Origin of the sequence: Streptococcus caballi DSM 19004 (assembly GCF_000379985.1) — a bacterium.
GTDB lineage: Bacteria > Bacillota > Bacilli > Lactobacillales > Streptococcaceae > Streptococcus > Streptococcus caballi.
Genome location: NZ_KB904118.1, coordinates 17,347 through 41,876 on the forward strand (window position 1 = coordinate 17,347; position 24,530 = coordinate 41,876).

Below are 24,530 nucleotides of genomic sequence, written 5' to 3' on the forward strand. Positions count from 1 at the left end.
CTTGATCAGAAAAATCAGCCATCTATCGGATAATTAGGGAAGGTTTGGTCAAATACTGAAGTATCTTAAATATAGGCTGTGAAGCCTTGTTAATCTTGATTTTCTTTGAGGATTAAAAAGTGTCTGTTGTCCCCAGCCTCTCCTCAAGTTTCCAAACTGGGAAACCTGTCTTTTCAGTTTGCCATGAATTTGCGAGAAGTCGACAATAGAATTTTTAGCCTGTCCCCAATTTGTGAGAAGATAGAGATTGACATTCTGGTTTGCTAATAAGTTGTAGAGAAGCTGTCGATTGAGTTTTCGGGCTGTCAACAGTTGTATAGAAAACAGTAACTGAGTATTGAATTAGTTTCCTTTATTTCTTCAAAATAGAAAAAAGTCTCCTAAGTTTCATAAACTGAATTTTAGGAGACTTTTCATATATTAAAAATTTAAATATAAAGGTAAACGGAGAACCACATGAGGATGGCTGCTGCGATGATGAAGAGGTGCCAGACGACATGGTTGAAGGGGAATCTGACGCTGTAAATGATAGCGCCGACAGAGTAGGCAATACCACCCGCAAGCAAGAGAAGGGCGCCGTGACTACCTAGAGCTTCCCAGATGGGTTTAGCGGCAAAAATGACCAACCAGCCCATGACGATGTAGAGTGAGGTGGAGATTTTTGGAACTTGCTTTTGCTTTGGGAGATAGATCGCTTTGAGAGTAATGCCTATGATAGCACAGATCCAAACAATGGCAAACAGTAACCACCCCAACCATCCACGTAAAGCGACTAAGCAGTAAGGAGTATAGGTGCCAGCGATGAGGAGGTATATGGCAGAATGGTCAAAAACCTGAAAAACTGTAGAGGCTTTGGTAAAAGCTAAGCTATGAGCCAAAGTCGAAAAAAGAAAGAGCAAGATAAGGGTACTACCATAGATAGTGTAGGAGACAATCTCTAAGGCCGAGCCGTTATGGGCACCTTTGACAAGGAGCAGCACCAGGCCAGCGATAGCGAGACCAAAACCGATGCCGTGGGTGACGCTGTTGAAGACCTCGTTGACAATGCGATAAGCTTTTGAATTCATAAAATTACCCCCAATAGCTAAAAATCTGTTATAATATCAATGATAACATAAAAAATTATAAAAACTTAGAATAGGATAGGAAATGGGTAAAATTAAAATTGTCACCGACTCGTCAATTACCATTGAGCCTGAATTAGTCAAAGAACTCGATATTACAGTTGTGCCTCTATCAGTTATGATTGATGGCGTGCTTTATTCTGACGCAGACCTCAAGGAGGAAGGAAAGTTCCTCAACATGATGCGACACAGCAAGAACTTACCCAAGACCAGCCAACCGCCTGTTGGCTTGTTTGCGGAAGTCTATGAGAACTTGGCCAAGGATGGAGCTGAGCACATTGTTTCCATTCACTTGACCCATACCTTGTCTGGAACCATTGATGCAGCACGTCAGGGAGCTAATCTGGCTGGCGCAGATGTGACAGTTGTCGACTCTACTTTCACAGACCAATGTCAAAAATTCCAAGTGGTTCAGGCTGCAAAATTAGCTAAAGAAGGTGCTAGTTTGGATGAAGTTCTGGCTAAGATTGAAGAGGTTCGTCAAAAATCAGAATTATTTATCGGTGTGTCAACGTTGGAAAATCTTGTTAAGGGTGGACGCATTGGACGCGTGACAGGCCTTTTGAGTTCGCTGCTCAACATCCGCGTTGTCATGGAAATGAAAGATCATGTTTTGGTGCCAGTCGTTAAGGGACGCGGTGTCAAAACCTTTAATAAGTGGCTGGACAACTTCATTGAACATGCCAAAGAAAGGGCTGTTGCTGAAATTGGTATTTCTTATTGCGGAACCGTCGAGATGGCTAATGGTTTCAAGGAAAAACTAGAAGTTCTGGGTGCACCAATTGCGGTGTTGGAAACAGGATCTATTATCCAAACCCATACTGGTGAGAATGCTTTTGCAGTCATGGTGCGTTATGAATAAAGGTCAATTTATTAAAGGACTTGCTTTTTTTGTAGCAAGTCTTCTTCTTTCAATTTTTTTACTTAATGCTCTCATTCCCAAGTCAAATTCAAAATTGACTAAGAAGGATTTTCTGGCTAAGAAGACCAAACAGCTAAACTATGTGGCTATCGGAGATTCTCTGACAGAAGGTATTGGCGATAGTACCAACCAAGGTGGTTTTGTACCCCTACTCAGCCAAAGTTTGACTCAGTCTTATGACTACAAGGTCAGCTACAAAAACTATGGCATTGCGGGCAATACCAGCCAGCAAATTCTGACCCGTATAAAGAAGCAGAAGACTATCCAGCAAAATCTGTCCAAGGCCGATGTCATGACTCTGACAGTTGGTGGTAATGACGTTATGGCTGTTATTCGTAAGAAACTCACCAATTTGACTGTCTCATCTTTCAAGAAGCCCGAGTCTACTTACCAGAAAAAATTAAGACAGATTATTGACCTTGCTCGTAGGGATCAACCTGACCTACCGATTTACATTTTGGGTATTTACAACCCGTTCTATCTTAACTTCCCTGATATGACTGAAATGCAGGACATTATCAATAATTGGAATGATGCAACGCAGACTGTGACAAAAGAATATAAGCGGGTCTATTTCGTTCCTATCAATGACTTGCTTTATAGGGGAATTGACGGACAGGAAGGAATCGTCCAGACGTCTGGAGATCAGACTACGGTGGTTAACGATGCTCTGTTTACAGGGGATCATTTTCACCCCAACAATACCGGCTATCAAATCATGTCTGATGCCGTGATGGAGAAAATCAGTGAAACAAAAAAACAATGGAAATAAATTCAATTGGTGGAAGTGGGGCTTTCTCTTTATTTTAGCCTTTAACTTGGCCTTTATTGGTGTGGCGGCCAGTCGTCTTATTCAGGTCAGGGAGCCTGATGCTGAAAAAGTGACAGCCAACAAAGTTAAGGGTGTTAAAATCGGTACCTTTTCTACCAACAAGGAACAGCTCAACGATACAATTGCAACCTACTTGACAGACTATCAGAGTAAAAAAATGTCTTACAAAATTTACGTTGCCTCATCGGAGATTCTTTTTGAAGGTTCTTATGAATTGTTGGGCTATGAAGTGCCCCTTTATATTTATTTTAAACCTTATCGTTTGGCAAATGGAGCTGTGCAGCTTCAGATAACTTCTTTCTCAGTTGGTACTCTTTCTTTGCCAGAAGCAGAAGTGCTCCAGTATATCAAGTCCAGTTATAAGCTCCCTTCCTTTGTACAAATTGTCCCAAAGAAATCTGTCATTAACATTAATTTGCAAAAATTAGATAATAGTGAGGGCTTGTATTTAAAAGCTACTAGTATTGACTTGGTGAATGACAAAATTAGCTTCGATATTTTTAAGAAAAAACGTTAAATACTTGACCTTATCGCTATTTTTAGATATGATATAACCTGTTAAAGCAATTTGCTTATAAATTAATTGGAGGATTTGTTAAATGGCTAACAAACAAGATTTAATCGCAAAAGTAGCAGAAGCTACAGAATTGACTAAAAAAGATTCAGCGGCAGCTGTAGATGCAGTTTTTGCAGCAATCGAAGGTTTCCTCGCTGAAGGTGAAAAAGTTCAATTAATCGGATTCGGTAACTTTGAAGTTCGTGAACGTGCAGCTCGTAAAGGTCGCAACCCGCAAACTGGTGAAGAAATCGAAATCGCAGCTTCAAAAGTTCCAGCATTCAAAGCTGGTAAAGCTCTTAAAGACGCTGTTAAATAATATTATAAACAGTTAAAAAAAGCCATCTGCCTTTCCAAAGGAGAGGCTTTTTTAGCATAAGAAATCATTTTTATGACACAATGAAAGTTGGATAAATATGGACAAAGGTTTATTGCTGGTTGTTATCTTTTTAGGTATTTTTTCAATTATTAAGGTTATTATGATTGTTGCCTATAGTTTTATCATGAAACCTAAAGTTGATGAGAATGGGAATTTTATCAAGCCAGCAGAAAGTAGGCCTGAAAAAAAGAAAAAAGATGATTTCTGGGATGATGACGATTGGTGAGTATAAAAAAGTGGGATTGATTTGAAAATCAATCCCGCTTTTTTATTAGTTCATGTATTGTAATTTGCCGCGAAAATCTTCAATGTTTTTATAGCCTTTCTCATCCATGATGGCCTTGAGTTCGTTGGTGATGCGTTCAAATACAGCAGGTCCTTCTTGATGAAGAATGGTTCCAAGTTGCACCATGCTAGCACCACAAAGGATATGTTCAAAGGCATCGCGACCAGTCTTAACACCGCCTGTCCCTATAATCTGAATAGACGGATTGAGACGTTGATAAAAGGCATGAACGTTGGCGAGGGCGGTTGGTTTAACATAGTCACCACCGATACCGCCAAAGCCATTTTTAGGTTTGATAACAACTGTCTCGTCGTCAATGACCAGACCATTGCCAATGGAATTGATACAGTTAACAAAAGTCAGAGGAAATTTATTAAAAACAGCAGCTGCTTGGTCAAAATGAACGATGTCGAAGTAAGGAGGAAGCTTAACACCGAATGGTTTAGTGTAGTAAGTGAAGACTTCGGTTAAAATGGCTTCCGTTGTCTCAAAATCGTAGGCAATTTGCGGCTTGCCAGGAACATTTGGACAAGAGAGATTGAGCTCAACTAGGCCGTGATAATCAGAGGCTTGTACAGCTTTTAAAATGGTGTGTGTTTCCTCTGGAGACATACCAACCAGCGACAAGAAATGATTTTTGCTATTGGGTTGATTTTGCAACTCAATCACATAATCAAGATAATATTGATAACCAAGATTTGGCAAACCCATAGAGTTAATAGAGCCCAAAGTTGTGTCAGCATAGCGTGGTTCAGGGTTACCAGCTCGCTTGGTCAGCGTTCCTGTTTTTGTCACAAATGAACCAGCAGCTGAAGCGTCGACTTCAGCCAATTCTTCACGCGTCATGCAGTAAACACCAGCTGCGTTCATGAGGCAATTATCAAAAGTAAAGTCACCAATTTTAGTATGTGTTGAAGCCATAAGATCCTCCAAAGGTAATTTTTTTCATTTTAACATGATATAAGACGAGAATCAAGGAAAAACGAGAAGCTGAAACGTAAAATCCGAACAATATTTTAATAAAAGTAATGAACAGTCAATAATTGTAAAACATTTTTTTACTTGCTTTTTGAAAAATTAAATGTTAAACTAATCAATAGATAAATAATTGAACATTTGCTCAATTATAAAACTAATTTCAAAAATCGGAAAGAATAATAAAAATGTCTCTTGAAAAGAAAAGTTTGTTAGATGGTGACTTGCTTAAAGATGTGTCCAGTTTTTTTAAGGCGCTTGGTAATGATACGCGCACACAAATTCTTTGGTGTCTGAGTCAAGGTGAGCTGCGTTCCAGTCAACTTGCTGAGATATTGGACATGACACCGTCGGCCATATCACACCAGTTAACCTTGTTAAAACATTTAAAAATCGTCTCATCGCGCCGTGAAGGAAAAAATCAGATTTACTCACTGGTTGATGAACATATTAGTCGGACGCTGATTTCAATTGTAGAACATTATCAGGAGGATTGATTATGTCAAAAAAAGACAAAATACGTCTCATCCGCATCATCGTATCAGGCTTGCTCTTGATTTTAGTAAGCCTTTGGGTGTCACTGGCCAAGCTGTCTCTGCCAGTGCAGGCTCTTATTTACCTAGTCCCCTATTTTTTAGCAGGCTATGATGTTCTCAAAAAAGCTGTACTAAAAATTAGTCAAGGTAAGGTTTTTAGCGAACATTTTCTTATGTCTCTCGCGACCCTTGGAGCCTTTGCACTGAGTTTTATGACTGGTGAAGCAGAGTTTGCGGAAGCTGTCTTTGTTATGATTTTCTACCAAATCGGCGAACTCTTTGAACATATTGCAGAAGGCAGTAGTGAGAAGTCCATCTCCGACTTGCTAGATTTACGACCTGATATTGCTCATCTGGAAACTGAATCAGGTTTAGAAGATATTAATCCCCAAAATCTTCAAAAAGGGCAGATTATTGTCATCAAACCCGGTGAAAAAGTGGCAGTTGATGGGATACTCGTTGAAGGACAATCACAGGTTGACACAGCTGCGCTAACAGGTGAAAGTTTGCCTCGCAAGGTTGAGGTTGGAGATAACATCCTATCTGGAACGGTCAATATGACGGGTCTTATTCGTGTCAAAGTTATGCGTGCTTTGTCCGAATCAACTCTGACGAAAATTCTAGATTTGATGGAGCATTCTGCGGCCAATAAATCTAAAAATGAGACTTTTATCACGCGGTTCGCTGCTATTTATACGCCAGTAGTTGTTATTTTAGCCGTGCTTTTAGCTTTTTTACCCCCTTTATTATCAGGAAACTTTGCTCAAACTTTCCCAGACTGGTTCAGCCGTGCTCTGACCTTTTTGGTTATCTCCTGCCCTTGTGCGCTTGTTATTTCTATTCCTATGAGTTTCTTTGGTGGGTTGGGAGCCAGCTCCAAAATGGGCGTCTTAGTCAAGGGTTCAAATTATTTGGAAAGCCTTGCCCATCTTGAAACACTTGTTTTTGACAAGACAGGCACCCTGACTGAAGGTATTTTTCAAGTCACTGCTCTACACACAAGTCAAATTGACGAAGAGAGTTTGTTACACCTGGCCAGCCATGTTGAGCGTTTTTCAAGTCACCCTATTGCACAATCGCTGCTCACCGCTTATCAAAAGGAAGCAGATGATTGCTTGATCAGTGACGTGGTAGAAAAGGCGGGGCAGGGCATTAGCGCCACAGTCAATGGGAAAACGGTGTCCGTTGGGAATAGGCAGTTTATGGAGCAGCTTGGTGCTCGGTGGAAAGCCTGTCATCAAGTAGGAACCATCGTGCACGTTGCTATTGATGGCATCTACGCAGGGCATATTGTCATCTCTGACTGCATCAAAGAAGATACAAAAGAAGCTCTAATTCAGCTGCGTCAGCAGGGCGTAAAACATCTTGTCATGTTGACGGGAGATCACATTGAGGTGGCCCAGACTGTGGCTGACGAATTGGATTTGACTGACTATAAAGCAGAGTTATTGCCAGCAGATAAGGTCAGCGAGGTTGAATATTACTTGCGACATAAATCACCTAAACGAACTGTAGGTTTTGTTGGTGACGGTATCAATGATGCACCAGTGCTAGCACGTGCAGATGTCGGTATTGCCATGGGTGGATTGGGTAGTGATGCTGCCATTGAAGCAGCAGATGTGGTTGTAATGGATGATCAGCTGACCAAAATTGCTCAAGCTATGACCGTTGCCAAGAAGACACTCCATATTGCTCGTGAAAATGCTATTTTTTCTATCGCAGTAAAAGTTTTAGTATTAGTTTTGGCCAGTTTCGGGTTAGCTAATATGTGGCTGGCTATCTTTGCTGACGTAGGAGTAACTGTCTTAGCTGTCCTCAACGCTATGCGAACCTTAAAAATCTAAAATTTGAAGGAATCTGTGATTTTACTAGCTTTTTTTAACATTTTTTTGTAAAATAAAAAGAGTAAATATTGGTGTAATGCTCAAAGAGTATAAGCCAGAAATTTAAAAGGAGACTTTATCTAATGGCAAAATTAGTATTCGCACGTCACGGTGAATCTGAATGGAACAAAGCTAATCTTTTCACAGGTTGGGCAGACGTTGATCTTTCTGAAAAAGGGACTCAACAGGCTATTGACGCTGGTAAATTGATTAAAGAAGCAGGTATCGAATTTGACCTTGCTTTCACTTCAGTATTGACTCGCGCAATCAAAACAACTAACTTGGCTCTCGAAGCTGCTGGTCAACTTTGGGTACCGGTTGAGAAATCATGGCGCTTGAATGAACGTCACTACGGTGGTTTGACTGGTAAAAACAAAGCTGAGGCTGCTGAACAATTCGGTGATGAACAAGTTCACATCTGGCGTCGTTCATATGATGTATTACCACCAGCTATGGCTAAAGACGATGAATACTCAGCACACACTGATCGTCGTTACGCTCACCTTGATGATTCAGTTATTCCAGATGCTGAAAACTTGAAAGTAACGCTTGAACGTGCTCTTCCATTCTGGGAAGATAAAATCGCTCCAGCACTTGTTGATGGTAAAAACGTTTTTGTTGGTGCACATGGTAACTCAATCCGTGCCCTTGTAAAACACATCAAAGGTCTTTCAGATGATGAAATCATGGGTGTTGAAATTCCTAACTTCCCACCATTAGTATTTGAATTTGACGAAAAATTGAACGTTACTGCTGAATACTTTCTTGGTAAATAATGAATGATTGAGAGTTGGGATTGCCCAACTCTTTTCTTGTTCTTGATAATCTATTTATAGGAAGAAGGTTAATTATAATGAAGGCAGTAGACCGTCGACAGAAAATAATTGATAAGTTGAGCCTTGCGCAGGTTCCCGTTTCCGCTAGTCATTTGGCAGCTGAGCTTGGGGTCAGTCGACAAATCATCGTAGGTGATGTAGCGCTTTTAAGAGCTAATAATCATGACATTATTTCCACCCCCAAAGGTTATATTCTATCACAGGCTCTTTACTCGCACCACTTCATCGGAAAAATTGCCTGCCAGCATGATTTATCTACAACTGAGGAAGAATTAGACATTATTATCTCTGCTGGAGGTATTGTTGTGGATGTGGAAGTGGAGCATCCCGTTTATGGCATGTTAACAGCACCTCTGAACATCAAGAGTAAGGAAGATGTGGATAATTTTATTGATAAGGTTGAAAAGTCTCAGGCAGCTCTCCTTTCTTCCCTGACACAGGGGATCCATGTGCACACTATTTCCTGTCCTTCAAAAGGTATTTTTGATGTTATTAAGGCAGATTTGGCTGCTAAACACTTTTTGCTAGAGTAAAATTACTGCAGGTGTCTTGACACCTGTTGTTTTTTGCTTTATAATTGGGAACAAGATTAATGGAAAGAAGCGAATGATGGCTTGTAGCGGCTTAGTTTCCTCTGTCAGAAGGAATAAATTGCTCGGTCAGTAAAATTAGCCTTTCCAATAAATAAAGGAGTTCATTATGCGACAAGCCCAGACAAAATCTTTGGCCTTTACAGCTATTCTAATTGCTTTTGGTATCCTCATTCCTATGGTTATGCCAGCGAAAATCGTCATCGGACCAGCTTCTTTTACTCTAGCCAGTCATGTTCCGCTTTTTCTGGCCATGTTTATCTCACCCCAAGTAGCAGTTTTAGTCGCTTTGGGAACTAGTCTCGGTTTTTTACTGGCAGGCTTTCCTATTGTGATTGTTTTACGGGCGGTCTCACATCTCATTTTTGCCTTGATTGGATCCATTCTGTTAAAGAAATCACCGGACTTACTTCGTCAACCTGTAAAGAGATTAGCCTTAGCTTTAGGAATCAATATTCTGCATGGCTTGGCTGAATTTTTGGTAGTCATTATTTTGACATCTGGGCAAAATGCTGGCGCTGCTTATGTTTGGTCGATGTTAGGTTTGATTGGATTTGGTTCGTTGGTTCATGGGACCATTGATTTTTATTTGGCTTACTATATCTGGAAATTTTTAGGAGATAAAGCTGGTATTGATTTCTCTTTAGAGAAGAAGGGTAACTAGATTAGCCTTGAGGTGTTCTGGTTCAATAAAAAAGGTTGGTTTCGCCAGCCTTTTTGTCTGGTCAAAATCAAATTAATCTTGGGAATGTTTTCAAAATATTTTTCATTCTTGGTTTCAGTTTCTTTGCCTTTTTTGTGATAAAATAATAGTCATAGTTTTCAGTGGTGGGGGAGAAATGTCAGAACGAAAAAATTGGAAAAGTCTTCTCTTTAAAAAGGGAGAAGCCAGCATTCATAGGCGGATTTATCTATTATTCTTTGTTATTGTCTTGCTGTTTACAGTCATCCTTTTGAGGTTGGCTCAGATGCAGCTTGCTGATAAAAATTTTTATGTCAAGAAATTGAAAGCGTCAACTACCTACACGGTTAAGACCTCTAGTCCGCGTGGTCAGATTTATGATGCAACGGGTGCTGCTTTGGTTGCTAATGAAGAAAAACAAGTTGTTACCTTTACGCGAAGTAACACTATGACTGCGGCTGATATCAAGAAAACAGCCAAGGTTTTATCGGTTTATGTTGATTTGACTGAGACCCAGGTCAGTGACCGTGCCAAGAGAGATTATTATCTGGCAGATTCGTCTGTTTATAAGAAGGTCGTAGAGAGCCTGCCAAGAAAGAAAAAGTATGACAGTTACGGCAATAATCTAACAGAATCAACGATTTATAACAATGCAGTGGCAGCTGTCCCTGATAGCGCAGTCGCTTACTCAGATGATGAGTTGAAATTGGTTTATATCTTTAATCAAATGAACTCAGTGTCCACCTTTAACTCAGTTAACCTGACAACGGGAACTTTGACTGCCAATCAAATTGCCTACTTAACTGCTAATCAAAAGAAATTACCGGGGATAACGGTAACTAGTAGTTGGGATCGTCAGTCTAGCAACAGCAGTTTGTCAGATATCATGGGGACAATTTCTAGTGAAAAGGCTGGTTTGCCCCAAGAAGAGGCAGACGTCTATTTGAAGAAGGGTTATTCACTAAACGACCGTGTCGGAACTTCTTATCTTGAAAAGCAATATGAGGATTCTCTGCAAGGAACTCACACGGTGCGCACTATTAAGGTCAATAAAAAGGGTAAGATTGTTAGCAATAAGCTAACTGCCAAGGGAAGCAGAGGTAAAAATCTGAAGTTGACCATTAACTCTGGCTTCCAAACAAGTGTTGAAAATATTTTGAACCAATATTACAATTCAGAGTTATCTAGTGGCAATGCTAATTACTCTGAAGGGGTATACGCTGTGGCTTTGGAGCCATCAACGGGTAAAATCTTAGCTATGGCTGGTCGTTCACATGAACAAGGACAGTTAAGCACAGAAGAAGATAATATCGGCACCATTAACAACACCTATACACCCGGTTCTGTTGTCAAGGGAGCAACCATTAGTTCTGGTTGGGAGAATGGTGTCTTGTCTGGAAATGAAGTGCTCTATGATCAAGAAATTGCAGGTATCAAATCTTGGTTTACTAAGGGTTTGACCCCCATTACAGCAGCGCAAGCCTTGGAATACTCATCCAATACCTACATGGTCCAAGTCGCGCTGCGTTTAATGGGACAAAATTACACAACCAGCTCTGCTATGACAACGAGTGGCTACAAGGAAGCCATGGAAAAACTGAGAAATACTTATGCCGAATACGGTTTGGGAACATCAACGGGTATTGATTTGCCTGAATCAGAAGGCTATCTGCCTAAGGACTTTGAAATGAATAATGTTCTGTTCGAAGCTTTTGGTCAGTATGATGGCTACACGCCCATGCAGCTGGCTCAATATGGGGCAACCGTGGCCAATAATGGCAATCGTGTGTCTCCTCACATCGTTGATGGCATTTATGATAGTAATGAAAACGGTGATTTGGGCAATCTCTTGCAGACTGTTGATGGTAAGACCCTTAACAAGGTTAATATTTCAGATGATGAGATGGGCATTGTTCAGCAGGGATTCTATAATGTGGTCAATAGTTCAAGTGGTTATGCGACGGGGACATCGCTCAGAAGTTCGGTGACGACCGTAAGTGGTAAAACAGGGACTGCCGAAACCTTTGCTAAAAGTGCCTCAGGTACAACGGTCGCTACCGTCAACTTGAACGTTATTGCCTACGATGCAGACAGAAAAATTGCTGTCTCAGTTATGTATCCTCATGCTGCTGACGACGAAACAAAGGCCCACCAGCTAATTGCTAGGGATATTATTAATCTCTATCTTTCTAATTATGCTGGAGGCAATTAGAGAAAGGAGATCTGGTGCTATATCCAACACCTATCGCAAAGTTAATTGAAAGTTTTACTAAATTACCGGGAATTGGGATCAAGACAGCGACGCGTCTAGCCTTCTATACCATTGGCATGTCAGACGAAGACGTCAATGAATTTGCCAAAAACCTGTTGGCAGCTAAACGCGAGCTGACTTACTGCTCGGTTTGTGGTAATCTGACTGATGAAGACCCCTGCAATATCTGCACAGATGAGACACGAGATCGTTCTGTTATTCTAGTCGTGGAAGAGAGCAAGGATGTCTCTGCCATGGAAAAAATTCAGGAATATCATGGCCTTTATCATGTACTGCATGGCCTCATTTCCCCAATGAACGGGGTAAGTCCAGATGATATCAATCTAAAAAGTCTGATTACGCGTCTAATGGATAGCGAGGTCAATGAAGTCATCATCGCAACAAACGCTACGGCTGATGGTGAAGCAACCTCTATGTATATTTCCCGCGTGCTAAAGCCAGCAGGTATTAAAGTGACGCGCTTGGCGCGTGGTTTGGCAGTTGGTTCAGACATTGAATACACAGATGAAGTCACCCTCCTGCGCGCCATCGAGAATCGTACAGAATTATAAAGCAAAAGGATTAAAGTCAGAAGTGAGAAGCAGACCTTCTTCAACTGATTTTAATTCTTTTTTCTTTCCTCCAGGAATTAAAAGTCTAAGTAAGAGAAAGAAGAGCTGCCTTATTATGATTATCTACAGTCTGTTATGATTTTTGATTAGAACAGAGCTATCAGCCATTCTCAATGGTTCATTGATAAGGTGTGCGACAGTCTTAGGTTGCCAAGAAAAGACTAAGAAAGAGTCAGCTTGCTCGGTCATCCGCGATGGTAAAATTTTTAAGAACGTGGTTTAGGTCAATTTCTGCTGGCATCGGATAGAATGAAGACTTAAAGACCTAATCCCACCTGGCATTGACTAGAACGGATGTTAAAAGTCTCCGATTCCAACTGGCATTAGGCAGAATGGAGGTTAAAATTCCCAATTCCAGTAGACCTTGACTAGAATGACTGGTCAAGGGGACTGTGGGGCAAGTATAGGGGAGTTAATGACGAGCTAGATGAATCAGTTTCAAGTGAGAGACAGGGATTTAGAAAGACGAAAGTAATTTTCCTCTAGTCCGACTGGCTGCTAGCCTGCTAGAAAATCTCGCTCCTTTTTCTTAAATAGCAGTGATAGGCTTTGAAAGCTCCTCCAAATTATGGTAAGATAGAACAGAATTAAATCAGAAGTATAAGAATAGAAAAGAGAGCTTATGTCTAAACAAACCTTGGTTTTACTTTATGGTGGACGTTCTGCGGAACGTGAAGTGTCTGTCCTATCTGCTGAGTCAGTCATGCGTGCGGTCAACTATGATAAGTTTTTGGTCAAGACTTACTTTATCACACAGGCTGGAGACTTCATTAAAACACAAGAATTTACTAGCGCACCAGCTGCTGATGAAAAACTCATGACCAATAGGACCGTTGTTGCTAGCCAACAAATCAAGCCAAGCGATATTTACGAAGATGGAGCAGTGGTTTTCCCTGTTCTCCATGGTCCTATGGGAGAAGACGGCTCTATTCAGGGTTTCTTAGAAGTTTTAAAAATGCCTTACGTGGGAACGAACATCCTCTCTTCAAGTGTGGCTATGGACAAGATTACGACTAAACATGTGCTTGAGTCTGCTGGTGTTCCTCAAGTGGCTTATGTGACTTATATGGAGGGCGCTAATCTTGATATGACGGTTGCTCAAGTCAATGCAAAGCTGACTTACCCTGTTTTCATCAAGCCAGCTAACATGGGCTCCTCAGTTGGCATCTCCAAGGCTGATAATGATGATGAGCTGCGCTCTGCTATTGACCTAGCCCTCAAATATGACAGTCGTATCCTCATTGAACAAGGTGTCGTTGCACGTGAAATCGAAGTCGGTATTCTGGGAAACAGCCATGTTAAGACGACTTTGCCAGGTGAAGTCGTCAAAGATGTTGCTTTTTATGACTATGAGGCCAAATATATTGACAATAAAATCACCATGGATATCCCAGCTAAGATTGACGAGGTTATTATGGATAAAATGCGCGACTATGCAGCTACGGCCTTTCGTGCTATTGGTGGCTGCGGTTTGTCACGCTGTGATTTCTTCTTGGCAGAAGACGGTCACATTTACCTTAATGAGCTGAACACCATGCCTGGCTTTACCCAATGGTCTATGTACCCGCTTCTCTGGGAAAATATGGGCTTGGCCTACTCAGAACTCATTGAAGAATTGGTCAAACTCGCTCAAGAAATGTTTGACAAGCGGGAAAGGCATTTGATTTAAAAGAATGAAGTAGCCAAAAACAACGAAACTCTTGCCTTGTGTAGGAGTTTTCTTCTGCATTTAGGGACAGGTATGCTATAATAGAGCTACTAGTATTGGTTTTTTTCATAGAAAAAGGATAGAAAATGAAGTTAACATTGTATGAAGTCGCCAAGGTTGTTGGCGCCAAGAACAAGGTGTCGGATTTTGACGACTACCCCTTAGGAAATATTGAATTCGACAGTCGCAAGATTGAAAAAGGCGGCCTCTTTCTCCCACTCAAGGGTGCGCGTGATGGTCATGAGTTTATTGAGACAGCCTTTGACAATGGCGCTGTCGCAACTTTTTCAGAGCGCGAGATTAAAGGACATCCCTACATTCTAGTTGACGATGCTTTAGCTGCGCTGCAAGAATTAGCAGCCTATTACCTTAAAAAAATGCGCGTTGATGTTATTGCTGTTACAGGTTCCAATGGTAAAACGACCACCAAGGACATGATAGCAGCTATTTTAGAGACGGAGTATAAGACTTATAAGACCCAAGGCAACTATAACAATGAAATTGGCTTGCCTTACACAGCGCTACACATGCCAGACGATACTGAAAAAATTGTTTTGGAGATGGGGCAAGACCACATGGGCGATATTCATCTCTTGTCTAGCCTTGCCAAGCCTCACATTGCAGTAGTAACTCTGATCGGAGAAGCCCACTTGGAATTCTTTGGCAGCCGTGAAAAGATTGCAGAAGGTAAGTTACAAATCACAGACGGTATGGACTCCGATGGCATTCTCATTGCGCCAGCTGATAAGATTATTGACGCTTATCTTCCTGATAATCAGAAAGTCATTCGTTTTGGTGACGGTGCAGAAATATATTTGGATAATCTTGTGGAACATAAAGACTCCTTGACCTTCACAACTAATGTTATTGACCAGCCTATTACTCTTCCTGTACCAGGTAAGTACAATGCCACTAACGCAATGGTTGCGGCCTATGTTGGAAAGCTGTTGGCTGTAGCGGATGACGATATTGTAGAAGCTTTGGCTAATCTTAATCTGACCCGCAACCGCACAGAATGGAAAAAAGCTGCCAATGGCGCTGAAATTCTCTCCGATGTTTACAACGCTAATCCGACAGCCATGCGTTTGATTTTGGAGACTTTCTCAGCTATCTCAGCCAATGAAGGTGGTAAAAAGATTGCGGTCTTAGCTGATATGAAAGAACTTGGTCAAGACTCTGTTCAATTGCACACCAACATGATTACGAGTTTATCGCCTGATGCTCTTGATACGGTCATTTTCTATGGTGAAGACATTGCAGAACTCGCTCAACTTGCTAGCCAAATGTTCCCACTTGGTCATGTTTACTACTTTAAAAAGACGGCTGAGGAAGACCAACTTGAGGACTTGATTAAACATGTTAAAACAATCCTTGGTTCAAAGGATCAAATTTTACTTAAGGGAAGTAACTCTATGCAGCTCAGTAAAGTGGTTGAAGCTTTGGAGACTGATTAATGACACCTTTCTTTTCAGGACAGCCTAGTAACCCCTTTCATCTATCTCTTGGTGGTTACCTAAGTGTTATGATAACTTTACTGCTTTTAGTGGGCCTTTCCTTTCGGTATTATGATAGGAAAAAATTCCAGAGGATTTTTAAGCTACTTCAGTGGGTGCAGATTATTTTTCTCTATACTTGGTATGCTTATCATCGTTTGCCCTTGTCAGAGAGTTTACCTCTCTATCATTGTCGAATAGCCATGTTTGCCTTATTGTTGTTATCAGATCAGGTCAGCTTCAAATATTACTTTGCCCTTTTGGGTTTATGTGGTTCACTGCTAGCGATAGTCTATCCGATTTTTGATCCCTTTCCTTTTTGGCATTTAGCGACTTTTTCTTATTTACTAGGCCACTATGCTCTTGTTGTCAATGCCTTGGTCTATTTGTTGAATGACAAGTCGTCTAGTATGATTACCGAATCGAACATAGTTGCATTTACCGCAGGTCTAAATGCCTTGCTGATTATCGCAAATACTCTGACAGGTGGTAATTATGGTTTCCTGCGACAAAGCCCAATCATCAATAATCACAATTTATTAATTAATTATGTTCTTGTTACTTTGGTTCTATCTATGATATTGATTGGTCTTAATCAACTATTGAAAGGAAAGACTAGAGAGTATCTGACACATTAAAGAACCTTTTTTACACTAGCTAACAGTCATTGATGATTGATAAAGCCGCCATTTTCCGATATAATAAAAGAGCTGTATATACAGTTCTTTTTGTATGCTACATAGTCAAGGAGTAAAGTCCACGTAGTTATTAGTTGAAGGATGAAAAGAGCTCTGCTATTGACAAAAAATAAAAGGAAAATAAAATGACAATTCAAGACGACATTAAGAAACGCCGAACGTTTGCCATCATCTCTCACCCAGATGCTGGTAAGACGACGATCACAGAACAGTTGCTCTATTTTGGGGGTGAAATTCGCGAAGCTGGTACTGTTAAGGGGAAAAAGACTGGTAATTTTGCCAAGTCTGACTGGATGGACATTGAAAAACAACGTGGGATTTCGGTGACATCATCTGTTATGCAGTTTGACTACGCTGGTAAACGTGTTAATATCCTTGATACACCAGGGCACGAGGACTTCTCTGAAGACACTTACCGTACCCTTATGGCGGTAGATGCTGCGGTTATGGTTGTCGATTCTGCAAAAGGTATCGAAGCACAGACCAAGAAACTTTTTGAGGTTGTCAAACACCGTAACATTCCAGTTTTCACTTTTATTAATAAATTGGACCGTGATGGACGCGAGCCTTTGGATTTATTGGAAGAGTTGGAAGAAGTGCTGGGAATTGCTAGCTATCCAATGAATTGGCCAATCGGTATGGGGAAATCATTTGAAGGGCTATATGATCTCTATAATAAACGTTTAGAGCTTTATAAGGATGATCAACGTTTTGCTTCTATTGAGGATGGTGACAGCTTATTTGCCAACAATCCTTTCTATGAGCAAGTAAAAGAAGATATCGAGCTTTTGCAGGAAGCGGGAAATGAATTTTCAGAAGAAGCTATCTTGTCTGGTGATTTAACACCTGTATTCTTCGGTTCTGCCCTTACAAACTTTGGGGTGCAAACTTTCCTAGATACTTTCTTACAATTTGCGCCAGAACCTCATGGACACAAAACAACAGAAGGCAATGAAATCAACCCTTACGATAAAGATTTTTCAGGATTTGTCTTTAAAATTCAAGCCAATATGGACCCACGTCACCGTGATCGTATTGCCTTTGTTCGTATTGTTTCAGGTGAATTTGAGCGCGGTATGGCTGTTAATCTAGCTCGCACAGGAAAAACTGTCAAACTTTCCAATGTCACCCAGTTTATGGCTGAATCACGTGAGAATGTGGAAAATGCTGTCGCAGGTGATATTATCGGGGTGTACGATACAGGAACTTACCAGGTCGGAGATACCCTGACTGTTGGTAAAAATAAATTTGAATTTGAACCACTGCCAACTTTCACACCTGAATTATTCATGAAAGTGGCTGCTAAGAATGTCATGAAACAAAAATCATTCCACAAAGGCATTGAGCAATTGGTCCAAGAAGGTGCCATCCAACTTTACAAGAATTACCAAACAGGTGAATACATGCTGGGCGCTGTCGGGCAGCTTCAATTTGAAGTCTTCAAGCACCGCATGGAAAGTGAATACAATGCTGAAGTTGTCATGACGCCGATGGGTAAGAAAACTGTTCGTTGGATTAAGGAAGAAAATCTCGACGAGCGTATGAGTTCTAGCCGAAATATCTTGGCACGTGACCGCTTTGATCAACCTGTCTTCCTTTTTGAAAATGACTTTGCTCTGCGCTGGTTTGCGGATAAATACCCAGATGTTGAGCTGGAAGAGAAAATGTGAATGGAACTTAATAAAATAAAAGGGGAAATAAAAATATTTCTTCTTTTTATATTTTTTGAAATCTTTGCGAATATATAAGTGTAAGGAAAATGCAATGCAATATCGTTACAGAAGTGTTACAATTATTACAAAATGAATTGACAAACCTTTTCAAAAGAGATAGAATAAGGTGAGAATAATTAGAAAGTAGGATATACCTATGAAAAAAGCATTTATATATGAAAAACAACGTTTTTCCATTCGTAAATATTCATTTGGCGCTGCATCAGTTTTACTTGGAGCAAGCCTTTTCTTAGCTGGGCAAGCTTCTGCTGACGAGCAAGTAGGCTCTTCTCAAAATTCTCTTGCGACAGCGCAGACAACAACAGTGAGTGGGGCTGTTCAAATTTCTTCTGAAGCTATTCAATCATCGGCTGTAACTCCAACAGAAACCTCACTTTCTAATTCTTCTGCCACAAATATTTCTGCTGAGGCAGCAAGCACAGAAACTCAGGCTATACCAAATGTAGAATCTTCTAACCAAGCTTTAGAAGCGACTGAAGTAACAGTTCCAGCAGTAGCAGATTCAACTTCATCTGTTCAAACTGTTCCTGAAGTCGCTGCAAATGAAGAAGTTGCTACAGAAACTGTCAAAGATAAACCTGCTGTTGACACAGAAAAGGTAGTGGCTGCATCAGTACCCTCAGCTGAAGTGACAGTTCCTTCAGAAGTAAAAGCAGCAACAAGTGATGAGGCTAATGTGGCAGACCCTGTAAAAAAAGATGAGCTAACAGTTGCAGTCAAATCTCAACAAGGGACTCCAGTTGCTAAAAAGACAGAAGAGGCTGTATTAGATGCTAAACAAGAAGAAAAATCACAAGCTATCTATCGCCTTTATAATCCAAATTCTGGCGAACACCACTATACTGCTAGCCTTTGGGAAAATAATAATCTAGCTAAATTAGGTTGGAAGGCAGAAGGAATTGGTTGGTACGCTCCAAGAAGTGGTGATGCTGTCTATCGTCTTTATAATCCAAATTCTGGTGACCACCATTACACTGTCAACAAGGCAGAAAGTAATTATCTAGATGAAATTGGATGGAATTATGAAGGTGTTGCTTGGTATTCAGGTGGTAGCAAGGCTGTTTATCGTCTCTACAATCCGAATGCCAAAGGTGCAGGTAGTCACCACTATACCTTGTCAAAAGCAGAAAGCACCTACTTAGATAATATTGGTTGGAATGCAGAAGGAATTGGTTGGTATGCACTTGATGTCAAAGAACCTCAACCAACGCTTCCTGCACAAGGTACCTATAAATTTACAAGTGAAAAAGAAGTTAAAAATGAACCAAAAGTATCAGCTAAAACAGAATTTACCTTTAGGAATGGTGATTCAGTCAACTATGATAAGGTTCTAGAAGCTGATGGTCACCAATGGATTTCTTACGTGTCTAATAGTGGGATTCGTCGCTATGTTGATATGGCAGTTTTGACTACAGATTCCGATTCCACACCTAATAAGCAAACATTGACAGGCAAACTATCCATCCAAAATCAAATGAATGGTGATTTCAATGTTGTTATTTCTAATGTTCAAGATAGCAACGGCATCACAGCAGTTAAGGTACCTGTTTGGACAAGTCAATCTGGACAAGATGATATTGTTTGGTATGATGCATCCAAACAAACAGATGGCACTTATAAGGTTAATGTGAAACTATCTGATCATAAGAACGAACGTGGTGAATATAATGTTCATCTTTACTATGTTGAAAAGAATGGTAAGCTTCAAGGTGTGTCATCAACTAAGGTAACTGTTCCAGAAGCTAGTAAATCACCTGTAGTTAATAACGGTTCTTACTATAGCATCCAAGGCAAATATGATGAAATCGTCATTGCTAATAAGAAGTATCCAATGTCCTCTTCTTATAATCCTGGAGAAAACTCAGCTGCAAAAGCTGCCTTTGTCCGCTTACGTGACGATATGATTAAAAAGGGGTATAATGTTGGCACAGGTTACAGCGGTTTCAGAACCTACAGCGCACAAGCATCGCTCTACCAAAGTTATGTCAATCGTGATGGTCAAGCCGCAGCAGATCGTTATTCAGCTCGTCCAGGATACAGTGAACACCAAACTGGTCTAGTTTTCGACTTAACAGATAAATCAGGCAACCTTTTGGAAGATAAAACAGCCACAACTTGGCTAGCTCAAAACGCTCACAATTATGGCTTCGTTGTTCGTTATCAACCAGGTAAGGAAGCTATCACTGGTTACATGCCAGAAGCTTGGCATATTCGATATATTGGTAAGGAAGCCAAGGAAGTTTATGAATCAGGTTTGAGCTTGGAAGAATATTATGGCTTCCAAGGTGGTGACTATGCTAATGTTTCAAATTCATCTTCATCGGCGACCACAAACTTACCAGCTCAAGGAAAATATAATTTTACTAGCTCAAAAGAAGTTAAGAATATCCCAAGTCTATCAGCTAAGACAGAATTTACCTTGAGAAGTGGTGATTCTGTCAATTACGATAAAGTTTTGACAGCAGATGGTCGTCAATGGATTTCTTATGTGTCATACAGCGGTGTCCGTCGTTATGTTCTTCTTTGAAAAATCATTTTGTAAAGGTGCGGGAAGAGGTTTCTCGCCCTTTTTGTTATAATAAAGAAAATAACATAACAAAGGAGAAGACTAATGGGACTTTTTTCAGGTTTGATTGGAAATGCGTCGCAAAAGGATAATGATAAGGTTGAACGTCAGTTAGCAGATATTTTGATTCCAAATGAGCAGGTGGAGTTGGCTTTCGTACTTATTCGTGATTTAATTGTTTTTACGGAGAAACGACTGATTTTGGTGGATAAACAAGGTGTGACTGGCAAGAAGACTTCTTACAAGTCCATTCCTTATCGGTCTATTTCACGCTTTACGGTTGAGACATCAGGTCATTTTGACCTTGACGCAGAATTGAAAATCTGGGTGTCCTCAGCAGTGGAGCCGGCAGAAGTTTTGCAATTCAAGAGTGATGATAATGTTGTTGAGATTCAGCAAGCTTTGGCAGCTGCTGTCTTGAAATGAGTGCAGCTATACACTATGATGGGGCAAAAAGTAGGAGAGCTGAGGTCTTGCTCAACTCTTCTTTTTGACTGCTCTGCTATTTTCAAAAAAAACATGAAAACGAATTATTAGTCAAATAAAGTCAAATGTCTTTTTTTTCATGTGGATTGTGTTATAATGGATAAGTTGTTAAACAATACTCAAAGAAAATCCGTCTGGGTAAGGCCGTATGCTGTATTGATGTGTGGCAAGTTGAAGTTAGTACCCTGTAGTTGTGATTTTTAAAGAGTATAAAAGGTTGATAAGGCAGCTTCGCACTGCCTTTTAGAAAAGAGAATAAATTGAAATTTACAGAACTAAATCTTGCAGAAGATATTATTGCAGCAGTCGAAAAAGCTGGCTTTGTTAAGCCATCACCTATTCAAGAGATGACTATTCCTCTTGCCCTTGAAGGCAAGGATGTTATCGGTCAAGCTCAAACAGGGACAGGTAAAACAGCCGCTTTTGGTTTGCCAACCCTCAATAAAATTGATGTGGCAAACAACACGATTCAAGCGCTTGTCATTGCACCAACGCGTGAGTTGGCTGTGCAAAGTCAGGAAGAACTTTTCCGTTTTGGCCGTGAAAAGGGTGTGAAAGTCCGCTCGGTTTATGGTGGTTCGTCCATTGAAAGACAAATCAAGGCTCTTCGTTCAGGCGCTCATATTGTTGTCGGAACGCCAGGTCGTTTGTTGGACTTGATTAAACGCAAGGCACTTAAGCTTAACCATATTGAAACCCTCATTTTGGATGAAGCGGATGAAATGCTTAACATGGGCTTCCTTGAAGACATTGAAGCAATCATCTCTCGTGTGCCTGAGGAGCGCCAAACGCTGCTTTTCTCGGCAACAATGCCAGATCCCATCAAACGTATCGGCGTGAAATTCATGAAAGAGCCTGAACACGTTAAGATTGCAGCTAAAGAATTGACAACGGAATTGGTAGACCAATATTATATTCGTGTCAAAGAAAATGAGAAATTTGATACTATGACTCGTCTCATGGATGTTGATCAACCAGAATTATCAATTGTCTTTGGTCGTACTAAACGTCGTGTTGATGAGTTGACTCGCGGTCTAAAACTGCGTGGTTACCGCGCAGAAGGGATTCATGGGGATCTTGATCAAGGGAAACGCTTGCGCGTGCTCCGCGATTTCAAAAATGATAATTTGGATATTTTGGTCGCAACAGATGTGGCTGCGCGTGGTTTGGATATTTCGGGTGTGACTCATGTTTACAACTATGATATTCCACAAGATCCTGAAAGTTATGTCCACCGTATTGGTCGTACAGGGCGTGCTGGTAAGCATGGTCAGTCTATTACTTTTGTTTCGCCAAATGAAATGGGCTATCTATCTATCATCGAAAACTTGACTAAGAAACGCATGAAGGGTCTCAAGCCAGCAACGGCTCAAGAAGCCTTCCAAGCCAAGAAAAAAGTTGCCCTTAAGAAGATTGAAGCTGATTTTGCGGATGAAAAAATCCGTGCTAACTTTGATAAATTCAAGGGGGATGCTGTTAAATTGGCTGCAGAATTCAGCCCAGAAGAGCTGGCTCTTTATATCTTGACCTTGACGGTGCAAGACCCAGATACTCTGCCAGAAGTAGAAATTGCACGTGAAAAACCATTGCCATTCAAACCATCAGGCGGTGGCTTTGGTGGTAAAGGTAAGGGGGGACGTGGTCGTAATGATCGCAACCGTCGTGACGGAGATCGCCGTGGTGTTTATCGTGGGGACCGAAACCATGATGACCGACGCCGTGACTTCAAACGTAAATCAAACAAGAACCGCAAGGACTTTGAACAAAAAGACAACAAGCGACCACACCGCACATCAAGCGAAAAGAAAAACGGTTTTGTTATCCGTAATAAGGGCGATAGGTAAGTAAAAGCTGAGACTATAACATCTCAGCTTTTACTTTGCTTGTAACTTGTTTATAACTTGCTGCTTTAGTAGAATAGAGATAGTACGGCTTATCTTTGTATCTATTTTAATGTTTGTAATTTCTTTTAGCTTTTACAATTTTTTCATCCTAGGCTATTTAATATCCCTAAACATGTTGATAAGATTGTCCTAACGGAGGCTAATTATAGCCTGTCATCAGACGATCAAATAGAGGTAACATTCAAGTACCTGTTGAAAAGTTTTTTTGGTTTAGAAGGGGTCAACAGCTAAGATCGGGCAAATCTTGAATCAGATCAATATTCAGGAAAACATGTGCTTGTTCTGTCTTGATTCAAAGAATCAGGCTTTTTGGAATTTAATCTTGAAAGTTATTTTATCTAGTACGGTAGGATAGCGCTAGCTATTCCTATAAAAGACACGGAAATTTAGGTATATCACGAGGCTATCCTGATAAGACTTTTTGAGCTGATGCCTAAAGAAAGTCTCTAGAAATCCACCTATTATGATAACGCCTACATTGATGAGTGTGCCTAAAACAAACATATCAAACCTCCTAAGTCATTCTTTAGTATTATAGTAAAAGCTGGGACTATCTTCTAGGTACACCTGAATTTCCTTTGGTGGCAGGATTGTGCTATAATAAATCTCGATTTGTCAATGTAATACTGGCTGAAAACTAAAACGTTAATTGACCTAGGCTAACTGGAGCGAGCGAAGTGATCTCAAAATGAACCTTCCAGAGTAATGAATGGCTAGTGATAAGCCATGAATTCCTAAGAAGGTTGCTAGCATCCGTACCACTTCCAAAAGTTTCAAAATGAATATTTTGATATTAAATTAGTATAAGGAGTTCCCATGAAAAAGTTAAAAGAACGTTTTGATACACTAAGTGATGCTATTATTGCTATCATCATGACCATCTTGGTTTTGGAAATTAAAATCCCTGAAAACATGGTCCAGCTGCCTCGGTTGGCAGAGGCTATTGGTTTATTTTTGGTGAGTTTTATCATCGTGACTAATTTCTGGTATCATCGTATGCAGATTAGTGTTAATTCAGATCGCACGACCTTTCTTATTTTTATATTGGATGTGCTGGCCCATGCCCTCTTATCCCTTTATCCGCTGGCGACTAAGATGCTGGTTGAGTTTGACATTAAGTGGGTGGCTATTCTCATCTTTGGAATGATCAATGTCTTGACAGGTATCTTGCTTGGTGTTATGGGGAATCTCATGATGTGCGATGTGGTCTCTGAACTGCCTGAGCGCGCTGGCCATCTCTTTCAAAGCTGGCAGAATCGTCGGATGATTTTAGTTTCTATTAGTGACGTCCTTGTCTTACTCATCGCTCTTTACTTCAATCAATTTGGCATTTACTTCTATATCCTGTCACCTTTCATTGAATTTCTGCTGAATTATAAACAAGGCCGACGCTATGAAGAGGCTCTCAACAACGGTCAGACTTTCAAAGACTTGCTCGAAAGACGCTACGGTGAATAA

At 40.5% G+C, this 24,530-nt stretch carries 22 protein-coding genes; 20 read left to right on the forward strand and 2 right to left on the reverse strand.

Going from position 1 to position 24,530, the window contains the following annotated elements:
* Nucleotides 1-428 precede the first annotated feature (428 nt).
* Nucleotides 429-1,067, reverse strand: coding sequence for a PAQR family membrane homeostasis protein TrhA (gene trhA / locus A3GS_RS0109730; RefSeq protein WP_018365204.1), 639 nt, complete (start codon nucleotides 1,065-1,067; stop codon nucleotides 429-431).
* 82 nt (nucleotides 1,068-1,149) lie between these two features.
* On the opposite strand from trhA, the gene A3GS_RS0109735 reads away from it, so the two are divergent.
* The 5 genes from A3GS_RS0109735 (at nucleotide 1,150) to A3GS_RS0109755 (ending at nucleotide 4,039) form a co-directional block, all read left to right on the forward strand.
* Entirely contained in the window at nucleotides 1,150-1,986 is an 837-nt protein-coding gene (locus A3GS_RS0109735) for a DegV family protein (RefSeq protein WP_018365205.1), read from the forward strand.
* The gene (locus A3GS_RS0109740; protein ID WP_018365206.1) at nucleotides 1,979-2,818 is read left to right on the forward strand and encodes an SGNH/GDSL hydrolase family protein; all 840 of its coding nucleotides are present in this window, start codon (nucleotides 1,979-1,981) and stop codon (nucleotides 2,816-2,818) included. Before A3GS_RS0109735 ends, A3GS_RS0109740 begins: the two co-directional genes overlap by 8 nt.
* Nucleotides 2,793-3,395 carry a YpmS family protein gene (locus A3GS_RS0109745; RefSeq protein WP_018365207.1) on the forward strand — a complete coding sequence of 201 codons (603 nt, stop codon included), beginning with the start codon at nucleotides 2,793-2,795 and terminating at the stop codon, nucleotides 3,393-3,395. Before A3GS_RS0109740 ends, A3GS_RS0109745 begins: the two co-directional genes overlap by 26 nt.
* Before the next feature lie 82 nt (nucleotides 3,396-3,477).
* Nucleotides 3,478-3,753 (forward strand): HU family DNA-binding protein, encoded by a 276-nt coding sequence (locus A3GS_RS0109750; protein WP_018365208.1) that lies wholly within the window; start codon nucleotides 3,478-3,480, stop codon nucleotides 3,751-3,753.
* A gap of 97 nt (nucleotides 3,754-3,850) precedes the next feature.
* Nucleotides 3,851-4,039, forward strand: a complete 189-nt coding sequence (locus tag A3GS_RS0109755; RefSeq protein ID WP_018365209.1) for a hypothetical protein — start codon at nucleotides 3,851-3,853, stop codon at nucleotides 4,037-4,039.
* 45 nt (nucleotides 4,040-4,084) lie between these two features.
* Here A3GS_RS0109755 and A3GS_RS0109760 read toward each other — a convergent pair whose 3' ends face one another.
* A complete protein-coding gene (locus A3GS_RS0109760) occupies nucleotides 4,085-5,020 on the reverse strand; it encodes a dihydroorotate oxidase (protein WP_018365210.1) in 936 nt (311 codons plus the stop codon).
* A 242-nt stretch (nucleotides 5,021-5,262) separates the two neighbouring features.
* Between A3GS_RS0109760 and A3GS_RS0109765 the strand changes: the two genes are divergently transcribed.
* The 15 genes from A3GS_RS0109765 (at nucleotide 5,263) to A3GS_RS0109840 (ending at nucleotide 24,530) form a co-directional block, all read left to right on the forward strand.
* Nucleotides 5,263-5,571, forward strand: coding sequence for an ArsR/SmtB family transcription factor (locus A3GS_RS0109765; RefSeq protein ID WP_018365211.1), 309 nt, complete (start codon nucleotides 5,263-5,265; stop codon nucleotides 5,569-5,571).
* Between the two features lie 2 nt (nucleotides 5,572-5,573).
* Nucleotides 5,574-7,454, forward strand: a complete 1,881-nt coding sequence (locus tag A3GS_RS0109770; protein WP_018365212.1) for a heavy metal translocating P-type ATPase — start codon at nucleotides 5,574-5,576, stop codon at nucleotides 7,452-7,454.
* Between the two features lie 122 nt (nucleotides 7,455-7,576).
* Complete coding sequence (locus tag A3GS_RS0109775) at nucleotides 7,577-8,269, forward strand: phosphoglycerate mutase (RefSeq protein WP_018365213.1); 693 nt, start codon at nucleotides 7,577-7,579, stop codon at nucleotides 8,267-8,269.
* A 77-nt stretch (nucleotides 8,270-8,346) separates the two neighbouring features.
* Nucleotides 8,347-8,862 carry a transcription repressor NadR gene (locus A3GS_RS0109780; protein WP_018365214.1) on the forward strand — a complete coding sequence of 172 codons (516 nt, stop codon included), beginning with the start codon at nucleotides 8,347-8,349 and terminating at the stop codon, nucleotides 8,860-8,862.
* A gap of 166 nt (nucleotides 8,863-9,028) precedes the next feature.
* Nucleotides 9,029-9,583, forward strand: coding sequence for a hypothetical protein (locus tag A3GS_RS0109785; protein ID WP_018365215.1), 555 nt, complete (start codon nucleotides 9,029-9,031; stop codon nucleotides 9,581-9,583).
* A gap of 175 nt (nucleotides 9,584-9,758) precedes the next feature.
* Complete coding sequence (gene pbp2b / locus A3GS_RS0109790; protein ID WP_018365216.1) at nucleotides 9,759-11,813, forward strand: penicillin-binding protein PBP2B; 2,055 nt, start codon at nucleotides 9,759-9,761, stop codon at nucleotides 11,811-11,813.
* Nucleotides 11,814-11,827: 14 nt separating this feature from the next.
* Nucleotides 11,828-12,424 (forward strand): recombination mediator RecR, encoded by a 597-nt coding sequence (recR, locus tag A3GS_RS0109795; RefSeq protein WP_018365217.1) that lies wholly within the window; start codon nucleotides 11,828-11,830, stop codon nucleotides 12,422-12,424.
* A 682-nt stretch (nucleotides 12,425-13,106) separates the two neighbouring features.
* On the forward strand, nucleotides 13,107-14,153 hold the full coding sequence (locus A3GS_RS0109800) for a D-alanine--D-alanine ligase (protein ID WP_018365218.1): 1,047 nt from the start codon (nucleotides 13,107-13,109) through the stop codon (nucleotides 14,151-14,153).
* 125 nt (nucleotides 14,154-14,278) lie between these two features.
* Nucleotides 14,279-15,646, forward strand: coding sequence for a UDP-N-acetylmuramoyl-tripeptide--D-alanyl-D-alanine ligase (locus A3GS_RS0109805; protein WP_018365219.1), 1,368 nt, complete (start codon nucleotides 14,279-14,281; stop codon nucleotides 15,644-15,646).
* Nucleotides 15,646-16,323 carry a YwaF family protein gene (locus A3GS_RS0109810; protein ID WP_018365220.1) on the forward strand — a complete coding sequence of 226 codons (678 nt, stop codon included), beginning with the start codon at nucleotides 15,646-15,648 and terminating at the stop codon, nucleotides 16,321-16,323. The genes A3GS_RS0109805 and A3GS_RS0109810 overlap by 1 nt, the downstream gene beginning before the upstream one ends.
* Before the next feature lie 185 nt (nucleotides 16,324-16,508).
* A complete protein-coding gene (locus tag A3GS_RS0109815; RefSeq protein ID WP_018365221.1) occupies nucleotides 16,509-18,053 on the forward strand; it encodes a peptide chain release factor 3 in 1,545 nt (514 codons plus the stop codon).
* A 199-nt stretch (nucleotides 18,054-18,252) separates the two neighbouring features.
* Nucleotides 18,253-20,643, forward strand: a complete 2,391-nt coding sequence (gene ldcB, locus A3GS_RS0109820; RefSeq protein WP_018365222.1) for an LD-carboxypeptidase LdcB/DacB — start codon at nucleotides 18,253-18,255, stop codon at nucleotides 20,641-20,643.
* Between the two features lie 84 nt (nucleotides 20,644-20,727).
* Nucleotides 20,728-21,108 (forward strand): PH domain-containing protein, encoded by a 381-nt coding sequence (locus A3GS_RS0109825; RefSeq protein ID WP_018365223.1) that lies wholly within the window; start codon nucleotides 20,728-20,730, stop codon nucleotides 21,106-21,108.
* Nucleotides 21,109-21,428: 320 nt separating this feature from the next.
* Entirely contained in the window at nucleotides 21,429-23,012 is a 1,584-nt protein-coding gene (gene cshA, locus A3GS_RS0109830) for a degradosome RNA helicase CshA (protein ID WP_018365224.1), read from the forward strand.
* Nucleotides 23,013-23,888: 876 nt separating this feature from the next.
* A complete protein-coding gene (locus A3GS_RS0109840; RefSeq protein WP_018365226.1) occupies nucleotides 23,889-24,530 on the forward strand; it encodes a TMEM175 family protein in 642 nt (213 codons plus the stop codon).